Annotated in this window: 15 protein-coding genes; 10 read left to right on the top strand and 5 right to left on the bottom strand. The window is 62.6% G+C overall.

The window, feature by feature from the left end; translation table 11 throughout:
- The first annotated feature begins 239 nt into the window (after positions 1-239).
- The 5 genes from queC (at position 240) to H281_RS0111535 (ending at position 3,813) form a co-directional block, all read left to right on the top strand.
- Positions 240-971, top strand: a complete 732-nt coding sequence (gene queC, locus H281_RS0111555) for a 7-cyano-7-deazaguanine synthase QueC (protein ID WP_020067268.1) — start codon at positions 240-242, stop codon at positions 969-971.
- Positions 972-1,043: 72 nt separating this feature from the next.
- A complete protein-coding gene (queE, locus tag H281_RS0111550; protein ID WP_020067267.1) occupies positions 1,044-1,676 on the top strand; it encodes a 7-carboxy-7-deazaguanine synthase in 633 nt (210 codons plus the stop codon).
- A 6-nt stretch (positions 1,677-1,682) separates the two neighbouring features.
- The gene (gene queD / locus H281_RS0111545; RefSeq protein WP_020067266.1) at positions 1,683-2,129 is read left to right on the top strand and encodes a 6-carboxytetrahydropterin synthase QueD; all 447 of its coding nucleotides are present in this window, start codon (positions 1,683-1,685) and stop codon (positions 2,127-2,129) included.
- Between the two features lie 203 nt (positions 2,130-2,332).
- Positions 2,333-3,115 carry an HpcH/HpaI aldolase family protein gene (locus H281_RS0111540; RefSeq protein ID WP_020067265.1) on the top strand — a complete coding sequence of 261 codons (783 nt, stop codon included), beginning with the start codon at positions 2,333-2,335 and terminating at the stop codon, positions 3,113-3,115.
- The gene (locus H281_RS0111535; protein ID WP_020067264.1) at positions 3,112-3,813 is read left to right on the top strand and encodes a tetratricopeptide repeat protein; all 702 of its coding nucleotides are present in this window, start codon (positions 3,112-3,114) and stop codon (positions 3,811-3,813) included. The genes H281_RS0111540 and H281_RS0111535 overlap by 4 nt, the downstream gene beginning before the upstream one ends.
- A 142-nt stretch (positions 3,814-3,955) precedes the next feature.
- On the opposite strand, the gene rodA is transcribed toward H281_RS0111535, so the two are convergent.
- The 5 genes from rodA to H281_RS0111510 all read right to left on the bottom strand — a co-directional run bounded on the left by rodA (position 3,956) and on the right by H281_RS0111510 (position 10,485).
- Positions 3,956-5,104, bottom strand: a complete 1,149-nt coding sequence (gene rodA / locus H281_RS0111530; RefSeq protein WP_020067263.1) for a rod shape-determining protein RodA — start codon at positions 5,102-5,104, stop codon at positions 3,956-3,958.
- A gap of 10 nt (positions 5,105-5,114) precedes the next feature.
- Positions 5,115-7,532, bottom strand: a complete 2,418-nt coding sequence (mrdA, locus tag H281_RS0111525) for a penicillin-binding protein 2 (RefSeq protein WP_020067262.1) — start codon at positions 7,530-7,532, stop codon at positions 5,115-5,117.
- Between the two features lie 141 nt (positions 7,533-7,673).
- On the bottom strand, positions 7,674-8,186 hold the full coding sequence (gene mreD, locus H281_RS0111520; protein WP_020067261.1) for a rod shape-determining protein MreD: 513 nt from the start codon (positions 8,184-8,186) through the stop codon (positions 7,674-7,676).
- The gene (mreC, locus tag H281_RS0111515) at positions 8,183-9,289 is read right to left on the bottom strand and encodes a rod shape-determining protein MreC (protein ID WP_020067260.1); all 1,107 of its coding nucleotides are present in this window, start codon (positions 9,287-9,289) and stop codon (positions 8,183-8,185) included. The genes mreD and mreC overlap by 4 nt, the downstream gene beginning before the upstream one ends.
- Positions 9,290-9,441: 152 nt before the next feature.
- Positions 9,442-10,485, bottom strand: a complete 1,044-nt coding sequence (locus tag H281_RS0111510) for a rod shape-determining protein (RefSeq protein WP_004189550.1) — start codon at positions 10,483-10,485, stop codon at positions 9,442-9,444.
- A 375-nt stretch (positions 10,486-10,860) separates the two neighbouring features.
- On the opposite strand from H281_RS0111510, the gene gatC reads away from it, so the two are divergent.
- The 5 genes from gatC to H281_RS0111485 all read left to right on the top strand — a co-directional run bounded on the left by gatC (position 10,861) and on the right by H281_RS0111485 (position 16,155).
- On the top strand, positions 10,861-11,160 hold the full coding sequence (gene gatC / locus H281_RS0111505) for an Asp-tRNA(Asn)/Glu-tRNA(Gln) amidotransferase subunit GatC (RefSeq protein WP_020067259.1): 300 nt from the start codon (positions 10,861-10,863) through the stop codon (positions 11,158-11,160).
- Between the two features lie 178 nt (positions 11,161-11,338).
- Entirely contained in the window at positions 11,339-12,826 is a 1,488-nt protein-coding gene (gene gatA / locus H281_RS0111500) for an Asp-tRNA(Asn)/Glu-tRNA(Gln) amidotransferase subunit GatA (protein ID WP_020067258.1), read from the top strand.
- A 5-nt stretch (positions 12,827-12,831) separates the two neighbouring features.
- Entirely contained in the window at positions 12,832-14,307 is a 1,476-nt protein-coding gene (gene gatB / locus H281_RS0111495) for an Asp-tRNA(Asn)/Glu-tRNA(Gln) amidotransferase subunit GatB (RefSeq protein ID WP_020067257.1), read from the top strand.
- Between the two features lie 174 nt (positions 14,308-14,481).
- Positions 14,482-15,318 (top strand): PPK2 family polyphosphate kinase, encoded by an 837-nt coding sequence (locus tag H281_RS0111490; protein ID WP_020067256.1) that lies wholly within the window; start codon positions 14,482-14,484, stop codon positions 15,316-15,318.
- Between the two features lie 57 nt (positions 15,319-15,375).
- Positions 15,376-16,155 (top strand): exodeoxyribonuclease III, encoded by a 780-nt coding sequence (locus H281_RS0111485; RefSeq protein WP_020067255.1) that lies wholly within the window; start codon positions 15,376-15,378, stop codon positions 16,153-16,155.
- Positions 16,156-16,172 lie beyond the last annotated feature (17 nt).

Below are 16,172 nucleotides of genomic sequence, written 5' to 3'. Positions count from 1 at the left end.
CACTTGCATGCGAGTGCGTCGCCCGCCGAATTCGTTCAAGGGCCCGCGGCCGAGCCGCGATCCGCACCGAACCCCTCGCCCGACGATCAACGGTATAAGCGCCCAGCGACTTTGCAGGCCGAAGGCGCGGCCTATACTGCTTTGGGCCGGCAGCAGTGCCGGCTCGCGTCGCGCCGCGTTGCTTGCATGGCGCACCTCGCGCAGCGCGACGCGGCACTCATCATTCACGGAGTTTCACGGTGATCCGCAAAGACGCTAAACGTAGCGCTCTGGTGCTGTTTTCCGGCGGCCAGGATTCCGCCACGTGCCTCGCATGGGCACTTGAACGTTATGAAACGGTTGAGACGCTCGGCTTCGACTATGGTCAGCGGCACCGCGTCGAACTCGAATGCCGCGAAGGCTTCCGCAATGCAGTAGTGCGTACGTTCCCGGCGTGGAGCGAGCGCCTCGGCGACGATCACATGATCGATCTGTCTGTGCTCGGCGCAATCAGCGACACGGCCATGACGCGCGGGATCGAAATCGAGGCCACGGCCAACGGTTTGCCGAATACGTTCGTGCCGGGCCGCAATCTGATGTTCATGACGATCGCGGCGGCCATCGCTTATCGGCGCGGTTTGCAGGTGTTGGTCGGCGGAATGTGCGAGACGGATTTTTCGGGCTATCCCGATTGCCGGGACGACACCATGAAGGCTTTGCAGGTCGCGCTGAATCTCGGCATGGACACGCGCCTCCTGCTCGAAACTCCGCTGATGTGGCTCGACAAGGCGGATACGTGGCGCCTCGCGCATGAGCTAGGCGGCGACGAACTGGTGGAACTGGTGCGCATAGAGACGCATACCTGTTATGTCGGCGAGCGCGCGGAATTGCACGCATGGGGCTTCGGCTGCGGCGAATGCCCGGCCTGCCGCTTGCGTAAGCGTGGTTACGAAGCCTATCTCGCCGGTGAAAAGGTAACCGAGCCGGTGTGAAAAGGCCTCGCCACAGCGGGGCTCCAACAGTCGTTTTTAGGTACACAAGTACAAATCTAGGCAGAAGGCAGCATGACGTACGCGGTCAAGGAAATCTTCTATACGTTGCAAGGCGAGGGCGCGAATGCCGGGCGTCCGGCTGTGTTTTGCCGCTTTGCCGGCTGCAATCTGTGGTCGGGCCGCGAGGAAGACCGCGCCGAAGCCGTCTGCCGGTTCTGCGACACGGACTTCGTAGGCACGGACGGTGAGAACGGCGGCAAGTACCGCACGGCCGAAGACCTCGTGCAGATGATCGCGTCGCAATGGCCCGAAGGCGAGGGTCAACGCTTTGTCGTGTGCACAGGCGGCGAGCCGATGTTGCAGATCGACCAGCCGCTGGTAGACGCGCTGCATGCGGCCGGATTTGAAATTGCGATTGAAACGAACGGCTCGTTGCCGGTGCTCGAGACGATCGACTGGATCTGCGTGAGCCCGAAGGCCGACGCGCCTCTCGTCGTTACGAAGGGCAACGAACTGAAGGTCGTGATCCCGCAGGACAACCAGCGCCTGTCCGACTACGCGAAGCTCGACTTCGAGTATTTCCTCGTCCAGCCAATGGACGGCCCGTCGCGCGACATCAACACCAAGCTCGCGATCGACTGGTGCAAACGCCATCCGCAATGGCGCCTGTCGATGCAGACCCACAAGTATCTGAATATTCCCTGATTTGCCGTGCTGACGATTACACGAAAACTCGAATTCGACGCGGGTCACCGCATTCCCGATCACCGCAGCCAGTGCCGTAATCTGCACGGCCATCGCTATGTGATCGAAATCACGCTGCAAGGCGATCTGGTCGACACGGAGGGTGCGCCCGACCGCGGCATGGTGATGGACTTCGCCGACGTCAAGTCGCTCGCCGTCGAACATCTCGTCGACAAGTGGGATCACGCGTTTCTCGTCTACGAAGGCGACACGCAAGTGCGCGGCTTCCTCGAGACAATGGCGGGCCACAAGACCGTGGTGCTCGACCGCATCCCGACCGTGGAAAACCTCGCGGCCGTAGCGTTCGCCATTCTGGCAAACGTTTATGACGCGCACTATGGCGTGAATCTGCGCCTCCACAAGCTGCGTCTGTACGAGACGCCGAATTGTTGGGCCGACGTGGTTCGCGACTAATCCTCACACGCGTTACGCGGGCCAACCGCCGCGTTATTGTCACGGTATGATCGCTCCGATAACCACACGGAGCGAGACATGCCGGTCACCGCAATGCGTTGCAGCAGCCAAACGAGCCGTCCGCGTTCGAGCCTGGCTCGCCTGACGAGCGCGCTTCCCCTCGTGTCAGGCAATGAAGCTGGTCGTCGTCACGGAGTGTGGCGATGAGCACCTTCACCAATCCCCTCAAGCAACGTCTTAGAGATGCCGATCCGCTGTTCGGGCTATGGCTGTCGCTCGGCAGCGATTCCGCCGCTGAGGCACTCGCTCACGCCGGCTTCGACTGGCTGCTGATCGACATGGAGCACGCGCCCAACGACAGCGGCGACGTGACTTCGCAATTGCGTGCGATTGCCGCCGCGCATCTGCCGAGCGAACCGGTGGTGCGCGTACCGGCGAACGAGGGCTGGCTCGTCAAGCGCGTGATGGACGCTGGCGCACGCACGCTGATGTTCCCCAATATCGAGTCCGCCGAAGAAGCTGCGCATGCCGTGCGCCTCACGCAATATCCGAGCGCCGAGGCGCTCGATGGTCTGCGCGGCGTCGCTGGCGTCGTCCGGGCCGCCGCCTACGGCATGCGGCGCGATTACGTGCAAACGGCCAACGCGCAAATCGCGACCATCGTGCAGATCGAATCGGCGCGCGCCCTCGACGAGGTCGACAAGATTGCAGCGACGCCGGGCGTCGATTGCCTGTTTGTCGGACCCGCCGATCTCGCCGCGAGCCTCGGTCATCTCGGCGATTCGAAGCACGCCGATGTGCAAGCGGCCATGGCGCGCATTGTGAGCGCCGCGGACAAGGCGGGCATTGCCGCCGGCATTTTTTCGATGGACGTCGCGAGCGCAAGGCAGCATCGCGATGCCGGTTTTCGTTTTATCGCTCTGGCCGCCGACGTCATGTGGATGTTGCGCGCAACCCGCCAGGCGCTGCAGGAGGTGAGGTCATGAAGTGGATGGTGCAAGGCGTTGTCGCGCGCATGTTGATTACGGCGGCGTTGACCACGGGCGTCGCAGCGCATGCGCAGGATCGTCTCGCGAAGCCGAACGATCCGGAAACGCAAACCGCGGTCGCCGACTACAACGCCGGCAATTTCGGTGCGGCGCTTGCAGAGTTCCGCAAGGCCGCCGAGCGCGGCAGCCGGCTTGCGCAGTTCAATTACGCAATGATGCTGCTCAACGGGGAAGGCACCGCGGTCAACGTCGACGAAGGCAAGAAGTGGCTGCGCAAGGCCGCCGACGCGAACATGTCGCACGCGCAATATGTGTACGGCAAGATGTATGACGATGGCGAGTTCGTCGGCCGCGATCCGGTCGAGGCGCACCGCTGGTTTCTGAAAGCCGCGCAGCAAGGGCACGTGCAGGCTGAGCTTGCGCTCGCTAATCAGTTCCTCGATGGCCGGGGCACCGATCGGGACAACCAGCAGGCGTTCGTCTGGTACAAGAAGGCTGCCGAGGGCGGCGATATGACCGCGCAGTACGTGACAGGCTCTTTCTACGAACGCGGCGGCGACGGCGTCGACAAAAACCTCAACGTGGCGCGGGCTTATTACGCGGCTGCAGCTGCGCAAGGCGATCCGGCGGCGCGCTTGAAGTATCAGCAACTGAGCGCGCAGCTGCGGGACCACAAGGAAGTGAAACCGCAATAACGAGAAAGGGCGCATCTGGCGATGCGCCCTTTCTGTTTTGCAACTTGCGATGCGGCGTGCTGGCAGTCCGCGTTGCAGTCGGTCTTGCAGTTTGTCTCGCAGCTAGACGAAGCCGCTTCTCTCTATCAGCTCAGCCGACCGGCTAGCTTTGCATCAACCGTTTCTGTCGCGCGACGCTCATGATCAGGCCGATGGCGACGCCAAGCGTCGTCAGCGCGGTGCCGCCATAACTCATGAATGGCAGCGGCACGCCGACCACCGGCAAGATGCCGCTCACCATACCGATATTGACGAACGCGTACGTGAAGAACGCCATTGTCAGAGACCCTGCAAGCAGGCGTCCGAATAGCGTCGCGCCGTTGGCGGCGATATACAACCCGCGCGCGATCAACAACATGTACAGCGTGAGCAGCACGACGCCGCCCGCGAGCCCAAATTCCTCGGAGAACACAGCGAAGATAAAGTCGGTGTGTTTCTCGGGGATGAACTCCAGATGCGCCTGTGTGCCCTTCAGCCAGCCCTTGCCGAGCGGGCCGCCGGAGCCGATCGCGATCACCGCCTGAATGGTGTGGAAGCCCTTGCCGAGCGGATCGGAAGTCGGGTCGAGCAACGTACAGATGCGGTGCTTCTGATAGTCGTGCATGAGCGGCCACTGCACTTCCGGCTGGCAGATCTTGTCCTGAAACGCTGCAATCGAGCCGACCGCGATCACGCCGGCAATCAGCACCGGAACGATCAGTTTGAAGCTCAAACCCGCAAAGTAAATGACGAAGAAGCCGGCTGCGAAAACGAGCACGGCGGTGCCCAGGTCGGGCTGTTTAGCGATCAACCCCACGGGCACGGCAAGAATCACCAGTCCGACCAGAAAGTCGTACCAGCGCATCACGCCTTCGCGCCGCTGATAGTACCAGGCGAGCATCAGCGGAGTCGCGATCTTCATGATCTCCGACGGCTGAATCACCACGCCGACATTGATCCAGCGCTTCGCGCCTTTGCGCGTGAGGCCGAAGAGCGCCACCGCAACCAGTAGCGCGATCCCGAAGGTATAAAGCGGGACCGCGAAGCGCATCAGCGTGGTGGGCGGAACGTTGGCGAGCGCCCACATCAGCACGAACGTCAGCATGATGTTGCGCAACTGGTCTTCAACGCGGCCCGGTACATCGAGACTCGCGCTGTACAAAGTGACGATGCCCACGCACAGCAGCAGAAACACTACCAGTGCGAGCGGGCGGTCGAAGCCTGCGAACATCCGCTTGATGCGGTCGATCCAGGCGCGCTTGTCGAATTGCATGCCTTTCTCCTTACTCGTCGATGCCGCCGGTAACCGGCTGGCGTGGCGAGGTGGCTTGAGTGCCGTTATCGCGCGATGGATCGCGTAGCATGCTGGTTCCCGAGCGTGCGGCGACCGGTGCCGGCTCGCTCGCCGGTCGCGGTTGACGCGGGGCGCCAGTTTTGCGGGGCACGGAACCCTTTGCCGCCGACGCGGGTGTGCCCGCAGTGGCCGCAGTGGCCGAGGCCGGTAGCTTTGGCGTGGTCGCGGGCGTCGCCGTCGATGCGGACAACTTCGATGTGGGCGTGACGGCAGACGCTGCAGCCGCTCCCGACGCCGCACCTGCGCCCGATGCCCCGTTCGCCGCTGCGGCCGCGGCCGCAGCCGACGCAGCCGCCGCGGCTGACGCCGCTCCGGGCATCGGTAGCGCGGCGAAGCCCGCGGCGATCCTGACCGGCTGCCCGGCTTCCTGCGGCGCCGGCGCACCGCCGACTTCCGGCGCAGACGCGTCCTCGGTCGCGGACGCTGCCGCTGCAACTGCCGCTGCCTCCGCGCCCGGCTTATTCTTGCCGACGAGGTAGTAGTCCAGCACCTTGCGCGCGATCGGGCCGGCCGCCTCCGCGCCCCAGCCGCCGTTCTCCACGATCAGGGCGAGCGCGATTTTCGGTTGCTCCGCCGGTGCGAAAGCGATGAAAAGCGCGTGATCGCGCAAGTGCTCCGCAATCGCATGGCCCTTGTAGTTCGCGCCTTGCAGCGAATACACCTGCGCCGTGCCGGTCTTGCCCGCGGCGACATACGGCGCGCCAATGAACAGCTTGGACGCCGTGCCGTTCGTTATGACGCCTTCCATCGCGCGCTTGATGATGTCGATGTCGGACTGCTTCACCGCGATTTTGTCGCTCGGATCGCGCACGACGGGGCGCGTGCCTTTGGTGATCGGATTTTCGATGTCGCGCACGAGGTGCGGCTTCATCACGACGCCGTTGTTGGCGAGCGTGGCCGTGGCGTGCGCGAGTTGCAGGATCGTGAACGAGTTGTAGCCCTGGCCGATGCCGAGGCTGATCGTTTCGCCTTCGTACCAGCGTTGCTGTTCGGGCTTGCGGTAGGCCTTGCGCTTCCATTCCGTCGAAGGCAGGATGCCGCGCGCCTCGCCCGAAATGTCGATACCCGTGATCTGGCCAAAACCCCACGGTTTCATGAAACCGGCAATGGCGTTCACGCCCAGGTCGTGAGCCAGCATGTAGAAGTAAGTGTCGTTCGACACGACGATCGCGCGGTTCATGTCGACCCAACCCTGACCCGAGCGCACGTCGTTGCGGAACGTGTGACCGCCGAAAGTGTAGGAGCCGGGGTCCTGGAAACCCCAACCCGGCGTGCGCTTGTGCAGCGACAGCGCGGCGAGCGCCATGAACGGCTTATACGTCGAGCCTGGCGGATAAGTGCCGTGCAGCGGCCGGTTCAGCAGCGGATGGTCAGGCGAGTTGTTGAGTTCGTCCCAGGTCTGCTGATCGATGCCGTCGACGAACGAATTCGGGTCGAAGCTCGGCGCGGAGACGAACGCGAGCACGTCGCCGGTGGCCGGCTCGATAGCGACGAGCGCGCCGCGGCGGCCCGCGAAGGCCTGCTCGGCAACCTGCTGCAAACCGATGTCGAGCGACAGCACGAGGTTGTTGCCCGGCGTTGCCTGCGTGCGCGACATTGTCCGCACGGGCCGGCCGCCGGCGGTGACTTCGACTTCCTCGAAACCCGTCTGGCCGTGCAACTCGGTCTCGTAACTTTGCTCGACACCGATCTTGCCGATGTAGTCGGTGCCCTTGTAGTTGTTTGCGTCCAGACGCGGATCGTAGTGTTCCGGATCGCTGTCGTTCTGATCGCTGGCGTCGTCGATACGATCCTGGTCGCGCTGCGAGATGCGGCCAATGTAGCCGATCACGTGCGCCGCCGTCGGCCCGAGCGGATATTGGCGGAACAGGCGGGCGCGCACCTCCACGCCCGGAAAACGGAAGCGCTGCGCGGTAAAGCGCGCGACTTCGTCGTCAGTCAGACGGGTGCGGATGGGCAGGCTTTCGAAGTTTTTCGAGTCTTCCTGCAGCTTCTTGAAGCGGCGCCGGTCACGTGCGTCGATCGACACGACCGAGGCCAGATCGTCGATCACTGTTTCGAGCGGCGCGCCTAGCTTGGACGGCGTGATTTCGAGCGTGTAAGCGGAATAGTTCTTGGCCAGCACCACGCCGTTACGGTCAGTGATGATGCCGCGGTTCGGCACGATCGGCGCGACGGAAATGCGGTTTTCGTCGGCTTGCAGCGAGTATTTGCTGTAGTGCCACACCTGCAGGAACAGAAAGCGAAAGCCGATCAGCCCAAAGCAGACGAACACGAACAGGCCCGCCGCCGCGACCCGCAGGCGGAACTTCGAGAGCTGTTGCTGAGTGTCCTTGAATTCGGTCATGCGATTCTGCAAAAGGCCGGGCGACGGCCATCATGAGTGTGCGCCTGATCCGGCCTGAACCGGAAGGCATGAACAGCGATGGGCGTCGAACGGGCAGAAAAGTTGAGTTCCATGAGGACTGCTTGCGCGCTCGACGCCTTGTTAAATTGGCCGCGTGTCGTCGGGGTCGGCTGGCCGGCGTTGCGGCATCAGCAGCAGCAGGCTCGCGACGGGCCACAGCGCGGCTTCGACAAACCCGTCGATCAGATAACCCCAGCCTGGAAAGGCCGCGCCCGTCAGCAGGCGGATGACGAACGGCACCAGTTGAGCGATCACCAGCAGCGGCATGACGGCGAAAGTCTGCACGCCGAGCGACATCCACAGGACGCGGCGATGGATCGTGATCGCGCCATACGACAGCAGCGTGTACGCGAGCGCGTGCTCGCCCAGCAGGCTGGCGTTGTGCACGTCCATTAGCAGACCCAGGAAAAACGCGATCCCCATGCCGACCTTGCGCGGCTGATGCACATTCCAGAACAGCAGCACGAGCGCGACGAAGTCCGGCACGCCGATCAGGCGCCCCCACGGCATCAGGTTCAGCAGAAAGGCCGCAGCGAGGCTGAACGCGATGAAGTACGGATTGACCGGCTGCAGAATGTATTGCGGACGGTTCATGGCTTCACCCCCGGCGCGGCTTGTGGCCTCGCTTTTTCGACGGCGGCGGGTTTCTTTGACGCAGCGGGTTTCTGGTCGACCGGCGCCGCTTTACCTGCCTGGCCAGGCGCGCTTGCCGCGGGCTTGGGGGCGTTCTTGTCAGCGGCCGGTTTTTCCGCCGGCTTGGCGGATTTATCGGCGGCGGCCTTGCTGTCTGCCGCTTTCGCGCTCTTCTTTGCCTTCGCGTCTTTAGCGGACAGCTCCGGCTCTTCGGCTGGACGCGGCGGCACGTCGGCCACGTAATGCAGCACCAGCAACTGACGCGCGCCGCGTACCGGCGCGATAGGCAGGCAGATGACGCGCGCAAATGCGGTGTCCGCCTGCTTATCGACGCGGACCACCTTGGCAACCGGCAGCCCCGGCGGATACACGCCGTCGAGCCCGCTCGTGACGAGTTCGTCGCCCGTCTGGACGTCGGCGCTGATTGGCACGAAGCGCAGATCGAGCGTGTCGCCCTTCGGCGTGCCGTAGATCACGCTGCGCAGGCCGGTGCGAACGATCTGCACTGGCACAGCCTGGTCTTTGTCGGTGAGCAGCGTTACTTCGGCCTGTAGCGGGAACACGCGCGTAACCTGGCCGATCACGCCGTCTTCGTTGACGACCGGCGATCCGTTCTGGATGCCTTGCTGCGCGCCGCGGTTGATTACGACCTTCTGCGTGAACGGATCGCGTGTGTCGTACTGGATTTCCGCAGGCAGCGATTGTGTGGTCGCACGTTGCGAAAGTTGCAGCAACGCGCGCAAATGGGCGTTTTCAGCGGATAGCTCAGCCGCCGTGTTCGCCTGCTGTGCGAGCTGGAGGTTCCTGGTATGCAACTTTTCGTTGTCGCTACGCAGCGTGGCGCTGGTCACGGCCAGATCGGCGGCGCCCATGAAGACGTCGCGCGGCACAAGCGCCGCGCGTTGCAACGGATAAAGACCCGCGCCGAGCACACCCCGAACGATTTCGAGCGTTTTGAAGCGTGCGTCGGAGATCAGCAAAGCCAGCGCGAGCACGACGAAAAACAGCAGTCGGGCGAGAGCGGATGGGCCTTGCTTGAACAGGGGCGGCGGACTGTATTCCATGGTCGGCGCCGGGGGCGTAAGCGGTTGGGTGAGGCGGCGGCGCGCTGGAAACGCGGGTTCAGCGCACGGAGGCTGGTTGGCCCAGCCAACGGCAAACCGGCCCGCAAGGGGCCGTTTGCCAGATCCGCGCTACTGACATCGATCTCGCTCGCTTACTCGTACGAGAAGATGCTGCCGAGCTTGTCCATGCGCTCGAGCGCCATGCCCGAGCCGCGCACGACGCACGTCAGCGGGTCTTCAGCGACGAGCACCGGCAGACCGGTTTCTTCGGCGAGCAGGCGGTCCAGATCGCGCAGCAGCGCGCCACCGCCCGTCAGCATCATGCCGCGCTCGGCGATGTCCGCGCCCAGTTCCGGAGGCGTTTGTTCGAGCGCAATCTTGACCGATGAGACGATCTGGTTGAGCGGATCGGTCAGTGCTTCGAGAATTTCGTTGCTGGAGATGGTGAAGCTGCGCGGAATGCCTTCCGACAGATTGCGGCCCTTCACTTCCATTTCCTTGACTTCGGAACCCGGGAAGGCCGAACCGATTTCCTTCTTGATGGCTTCGGCGGTTTGCTCGCCGATCAGCATGCCGTAGTTGCGGCGGATGTAGTTGACGATTGCTTCGTCGAACTTGTCGCCACCCACGCGCACGGAGCCCTTGTACACGATGCCGCCGAGCGAGATCACGCCGACTTCGGTCGTGCCGCCGCCGATGTCGACGACCATGGAGCCGGTCGCTTCCGACACCGGCAGGCCGGCGCCGATTGCGGCGGCCATGGGTTCTTCAATGAGATACACCTGCGAAGCGCCTGCGCCGTGAGCCGCTTCCTTGATGGCGCGGCGCTCGACCTGGGTCGAACCGCACGGCACGCAAATGATGATGCGCGGCGACGGCGAGAACATGCGCGACTCGTGAGCAGTTTTGATGAACTGCTTGATCATCTGCTCGGTCACCGTGAAGTCGGCAATCACGCCGTCTTTCATGGGGCGGATCGCCTCGATATTGCCCGGCACCTTGCCAAGCATCTGCTTGGCTTCCTTGCCGACTGCCTGAATGGTTTTCTTGCCGTTGGGACCGCCTTCCTGGCGGATCGAAACCACCGACGGTTCATCGAGAACGATGCCTTTGCCACGCATGTAGATGAGCGTGTTGGCGGTGCCTAGATCAATCGCCAGATCGTTGGAGAAGTAGCTGCGCAAAAAACCGAACATTCAAAATCCTGTCTCGCTTGGGGCCGGCCCTCGCAACGATGCGCAGGGCGGCAGCGGAAAAAATAACAGCTTCAACCGGGCGAAGCGGCGCCACCGGAACTTGAAGCTGCGAGGGAGTCTACCGGAGGCCGAAGCAAGGCCGAGTCAGAAATATCTGAACTATCTTTACGAATTGTCCAGAAAGGCCTTGGTCAGTCGGTCCGGGTTTGGGTCGAACGCGTAATGATACCTTATAATTTTGGATGTTTTGAAGGAAACGGACGGCACTTTTTGCCGCCGCTGGCCCCTTTTTCGAGGTCATCCTCCCGCGTCGTAACCCACTGTCGCAGCGCTCTTTTCGCGCTGCGGCGGTCTGCCACTTTTTCCGGTGACTGCATGGCTTTGACCCTGACCGATGTTAAGCGCATCGCGCATCTTGCGCGGCTCGAACTGGCCGACGCCGACGCCGAACACACGCTTGCCCAGCTCAACGACTTTTTTGGCCTCGTCGAGCAGATGCAGGCGGTCGATACCACAGGCATCGCGCCGCTTGCCCATCCGATCGAACAGATCGAAGACGTCGCGCTGCGCCTGCGCGACGACGTGGTGACCGAAACGATCGAACGCGAAGCTTTTCAGCGTCCCGCGCCGGCCGTGCAGGACGGTCTGTATCTCGTGCCGAAGGTGATCGAGTAAGACCCGCATGGCGAGCGCCGCGGCCCGCGGGCAGCGCGCCGGAAAACAGCATGCCGTTTTCCGGGCGGCCCTCGCGGGTGCTGCTGGGAGCCCACACCCGGCCGGGCTCGCCGGCGCGCAATCGAACGCCTACACGGCAGCGTGATCCGCGCTGCCGCGCTTTCCAGGACAAAACGCAATGCATGAAAAAAGTCTGACCGAACTGCGCGCCGCACTGGCGGCCAAGGAATGCTCCGCCGTCGAACTGGCGCAGCTTTATCTCAAGCGCATCGACGCGGCCAATAGCCTGAACGCTTTCATTCAGGTCGACGCGGACCTGACGCTCGCGCAGGCGAAGGCCGCGGACGCGCTGCTCCACGCGGGCCACGGCGGTCCGCTGACCGGCCTGCCCATCGCGCACAAAGACGTGTTCGTCACCAAGGGCTGGCGCTCCACTGCCGGCTCGAAGATGTTGTCGAACTACGAAAGCCCGTTCGACGCAACGGTGGTCGAGCGTCTGCAGAAGGCGGGCATGGTTTGCGTAGGCAAGACCAACATGGACGAATTCGCGATGGGCTCGTCCAACGAAAATTCGTACTTTGGTCCCGTGCAAAACCCGTGGGATCGTCAGGCCGTGCCGGGCGGCTCGTCGGGCGGTTCTGCGGCGGCGGTCGCCGCGCGCCTTGCGCCCGCCGCGACTGGCACCGACACCGGCGGCTCGATCCGTCAGCCGGCGTCGTTCTCGGGCATCACCGGCATCAAGCCTACGTACGGCCGCGTGTCGCGCTACGGCATGATCGCGTTTGCGTCGTCGTTGGATCAGGGCGGCCCGATGGCGCAAAGCGCCGCCGATTGCGCCACGCTGCTCAATGCCATGGCCGGCTTCGACGAGCGCGATTCGACGAGCCTCGTGCGCGACGACGAAGACTACACGCGCTATCTCGGCCAGCCCTGGAAACAGGACGGCGCCGGCAAGCCGCTCGCCGGTCTGCGCATCGGCCTGCCGAAAGAGTATTTCGGCGCGGGTCTCGCCGACGACGTGCGTGCTTCTATCGACGCGGCGTTGAAGGAATACGAAGCACTCGGCGCAACGCTCGTCGAAGTGTCGTTGCCGAAAACCGAGCTGTCGATCCCGGTCTACTACGTGATCGCGCCGGCGGAGGCGTCGTCGAACCTGTCGCGTTTCGACGGCGTGCGCTTTGGCCATCGCGCCGCGGAATACCGCGATCTGCTCGACATGTACAAGAAGTCGCGGGCCGAAGGTTTCGGTCCGGAAGTTAAACGTCGCATCATGGTCGGCGCTTACGTGTTGTCGCACGGGTATTACGACGCGTACTACCTGCAGGCGCAGAAAATCCGCCGCATCATCGCGCAGGACTTCCAGGAAGCGTTCAAGCAGTGCGACGTGATCATGGGACCGGTCGCGCCGTCGGTGGCGTGGGATCTGGGCGCGAAGGGCGACGACCCGGTGCAGATGTATCTCGCCGACGTCTACACGTTGTCGGTGAGCCTCGCCGGTTTGCCCGGCATGAGCGTGCCGTGCGGCTTCGGCGCGGGCGCGAACGCGCAGCGCCCCGTGGGATTGCAGATCATCGGCAACTATTTCAATGAAGCCCGGATGCTGCAGGTGGCCGACGCGTTCCAGCGCGCGACCGACTGGCACCGTAAAGCACCGGCAGGAGTGTGAGCACCATGACCAAGCAATGGGAAGTCGTGATCGGTCTGGAGACCCACGCGCAGCTGTCCACGCAATCGAAGATTTTCTCGGGCTCCCCGACGCAATTCGGCGCCGCGCCCAACACGCAGGCGAGCCCGGTCGATCTCGCGTTGCCGGGCACGTTGCCGGTGATGAACCGCGGCGCTGTGGAACGCGCAATCCAGTTCGGCCTCGCAATCGGTGCAACGGTCGCGCCGCGCAGCATCTTCGCGCGCAAGAATTATTTTTATCCCGATCTGCCGAAGGGCTATCAGATCAGCCAGTACGAAATTCCCGTCGTGCAGGGCGGCCAGGTGACGATTCAGGTGCCGGCCAACGAGAAAGCGGGTAAGGAAGCGTATTCAAAGGTCGTCAATCTCACCCGTGCGCATCTGGAAGAAGACGCAGGCAAGTCGCTGCACGAAGACTTCGCGGGCATGACGGGCATCGACCTGAATCGTGCGGGCACGCCGCTGCTCGAAATCGTCACCGAGCCTGAAATGCGCAGCGCGGCAGAAGCCGTCGCATACGCAAAAACGCTGCATACGCTCGTGACCTGGCTCGGCATTTGCGACGGGAACATGCAGGAAGGATCGTTCCGTTGCGACGCGAACGTGTCGGTGCGTCCGGTCGGTCAGGCGGAGTTCGGCACACGCGCCGAGATCAAGAACCTCAACTCGTTCCGCTTTCTGGAAGAAGCGATCCAGTACGAAGTGCGCCGTCAGATCGAACTGATCGAAGACGGCGGGACGGTGGTGCAGGAAACGCGTCTATACGATCCGGATAAGCGTGAAACGCGTTCCATGCGCAGCAAGGAAGACGCGCACGATTACCGCTATTTCCCCGATCCCGATCTCATGCCGCTCGTGGTCGACCCGGCGTGGGTCGCGCGCGTCAAGAGCGAAATGCCGGAGTTGCCCGAAGCGATCCAGCAGCGCTTCGTGTCGCAATACGGTCTGACGCCGTACGACGCGAACGTGCTCACGTCGAGCAAGGCAATGGCCGCGTATTACGAAGCGGTAGTCGTCAAGCTCGGCGCAGGCAACGCCAAGGTCGCGGCGAACTGGCTGATGGGCGAGGTGTCGTCGCAACTGAATCGCGAAGGCCTCGATATGGCGGACTGCCCTGTGTCGTCCGCGCAACTGGCATTGCTGCTGCAGCGCATTGCAGACGGCACGATCTCCAACAAGATCGCAAAGGAAATCTTCCTCGCGATCTGGGAAGAGAAGGCCACAGACGAAGCCGCCGCCGACCGCATCATCGAAGCGAAGGGTTTGAAGCAGATCTCCGACACGGGCGCGCTTGAGGCGATCATCGACGAAGTGCTCGCTGCTAACCAGAAGTCGGTTGAAGAGTTCCGCGCGGGCAAGGAGAAGGCATTCAACGCGCTGATCGGCCAGGCAATGAAAGCGACGAAGGGCAAGGCCAATCCGGCGCAGGTCAACGAACTGCTGAAGAAAAAGCTGTCGTGAGCCGGAGCGTGGCTGAAGCTGAAGTGAAGTGCAGTTGAAGAAAAAATACGGCTGAAGCGCTCGCGCTTTGGCGACAGCGGGCTGTTGCCGGAAACGAAAGTTGGAGGCAACGGCCCGTTTCATTTCGCGGCCGCGCTTTTGCGAGCCGCTGAACGCAGATCACGGAGTGTGTTGATGGCCAAGCAACCCGAACTCGACGATTTCCGCGTGCCTTATTTCGAGACCAAGAAGAACGACAAGTTTTCGCTCGACGATTTCGATCCCGCTGCAAAGCCATTTTCGACGGGATCGAAAGACACCGACCGCGCGCGTCTGTCAGAAATTGGCGCGAAGCTCGACAGCTTGCAGGAATGCTTGCACGCGCAGCAGAAGCGACGCGTGTTGCTGGTCCTTCAAGGCATGGACACGAGCGGCAAGGACGGTACGATTCGCGCGGTGTTTCACGAAGTCGATCCGCTCGGTTTGCGGATTGTGCCGTTCAAGGCGCCGACGCCCGTGGAATTCGCGCATGATTTCCTTTGGCGCGTCCATTGGCAGGCGCCTGCTGCCGGCGAGCTAACTATCTTCAATCGCAGCCACTACGAAGACCTGTTGGTCCCGACCGTCCTCGGCGAACTCGACAAGGACGCGTTCCAGGTGCGCAGCCGACACATTCGCCAGTTCGAGGAGTTGCTCGCCGACACTTGCACGACAATCGTCAAGTGCATGCTGCATATTTCGACAGACGAGCAGCGCGCGCGCCTGCAAGCGCGGATCGACGACCCGACCAAGCACTGGAAATTCGACGTTTCCGATCTCGACGCGCGCAAACAGTGGGATAAGTATCAGGCCGCGTATCGCGACGCCCTCGCCGCGACTTCCACCGAATACGCGCCGTGGTACGTGATTCCCGCCGACTCGAAAACGCATCGCAATCTGATGGTCGCCGAACTGCTGTTGCGTACGTTTGAGGCGCTGAAGCTCGAATATCCGCCCGCGAAAGAATCGCTGAAGGGCGTCAAGGTCGAGTGACTTTCGCCGTTCGGCTCGACCAAATCTCACAAACGAATTGAAGATAAAAGGAACGACATGTTGCGTGTGATTACCGCCAACCTGAACGGCATCCGCTCAGCGGCGAAGAAGGGTTTTTTCGACTGGTTTGGCGAGCAGAATGCCGACGTGCTCTGCGTGCAGGAAATCAAATGTTCGCAAGACGACATGACGCCGGAATTCCTCGCGCCGCACGATTTCACCGGCTATTTCCAGCACGCCGTGAAGAAGGGCTATAGCGGCGCGGGTGTCTATACGCGTCATGAGCCGGACGAAGTCGTGATTGGCTTTGGCAGCGAGGAGTTCGATCCGGAAGGGCGCTACGTCGAACTGCGTTTCGGCAAGCTGTCGATCGTGTCGGTGTATGTGCCGTCAGGGTCGAGCGGTGACGAGCGCCAGCAGGCCAAATACCGTTTCATGGACGAGTTCATGCCGCATCTCGCGGAACTTGCCCGCGAGCGCGAAGTGATCGTGTGCGGCGACGTGAACATCGTCCACAAGGAAATCGACATCAAGAACTGGAAGAGCAACCAGAAGAATTCAGGTTGCCTGCCCGAAGAGCGCGCGTGGCTCACCAAGCTTTTCGACGAAGTCGGTTACGTGGACGTATTCCGCACGCTCGATCAGCGTCCGGAGCAATACACGTGGTGGAGCAATCGCGGCCAGGCGTATGCGAAGAACGTGGGGTGGCGGATCGACTACCAGATCGCGACGCCGGGCATCGCGAGCAAGGCGAAACGCACGGACGTGTTTCGCGATATCAAGTTCAGCGACCACGCGCCGCTGACGGTCGACTACGACCACGACGTCAAGAAGTGAAATTCGCGTTCGTCGTC

Source organism: Paraburkholderia caledonica (assembly GCF_000383275.1).
Classification (GTDB): domain Bacteria; phylum Pseudomonadota; class Gammaproteobacteria; order Burkholderiales; family Burkholderiaceae; genus Paraburkholderia; species Paraburkholderia caledonica.
This window is presented reverse-complemented; position numbering and strand designations above follow the sequence as displayed.

Bases quoted from the DNA above. Each gene is read 5' to 3' on its own strand.
- mreC (WP_020067260.1), bottom strand. From the start codon at position 9,289: ATGGAATACAGTCCGCCGCCCCTGTTCAAGCAAGGCCCATCCGCTCTC.
- mrdA (WP_020067262.1), bottom strand. From the start codon at position 7,532: ATGACCGAATTCAAGGACACTCAGCAACAGCTCTCGAAGTTCCGCCTG.
- gatA (WP_020067258.1), top strand. From the start codon at position 11,339: ATGCATGAAAAAAGTCTGACCGAACTGCGCGCCGCACTGGCGGCCAAG.
- rodA (WP_020067263.1), bottom strand. From the start codon at position 5,104: ATGCAATTCGACAAGCGCGCCTGGATCGACCGCATCAAGCGGATGTTC.
- H281_RS0111490 (WP_020067256.1), top strand. From the start codon at position 14,482: ATGGCCAAGCAACCCGAACTCGACGATTTCCGCGTGCCTTATTTCGAG.
- mreD (WP_020067261.1), bottom strand. From the start codon at position 8,186: ATGAACCGTCCGCAATACATTCTGCAGCCGGTCAATCCGTACTTCATC.
- H281_RS0111485 (WP_020067255.1), top strand. From the start codon at position 15,376: ATGTTGCGTGTGATTACCGCCAACCTGAACGGCATCCGCTCAGCGGCG.
- queE (WP_020067267.1), top strand. From the start codon at position 1,044: ATGACGTACGCGGTCAAGGAAATCTTCTATACGTTGCAAGGCGAGGGC.
- H281_RS0111540 (WP_020067265.1), top strand. From the start codon at position 2,333: ATGAGCACCTTCACCAATCCCCTCAAGCAACGTCTTAGAGATGCCGAT.
- H281_RS0111510 (WP_004189550.1), bottom strand. From the start codon at position 10,485: ATGTTCGGTTTTTTGCGCAGCTACTTCTCCAACGATCTGGCGATTGAT.
- gatB (WP_020067257.1), top strand. From the start codon at position 12,832: ATGACCAAGCAATGGGAAGTCGTGATCGGTCTGGAGACCCACGCGCAG.
- gatC (WP_020067259.1), top strand. From the start codon at position 10,861: ATGGCTTTGACCCTGACCGATGTTAAGCGCATCGCGCATCTTGCGCGG.
- H281_RS0111535 (WP_020067264.1), top strand. From the start codon at position 3,112: ATGAAGTGGATGGTGCAAGGCGTTGTCGCGCGCATGTTGATTACGGCG.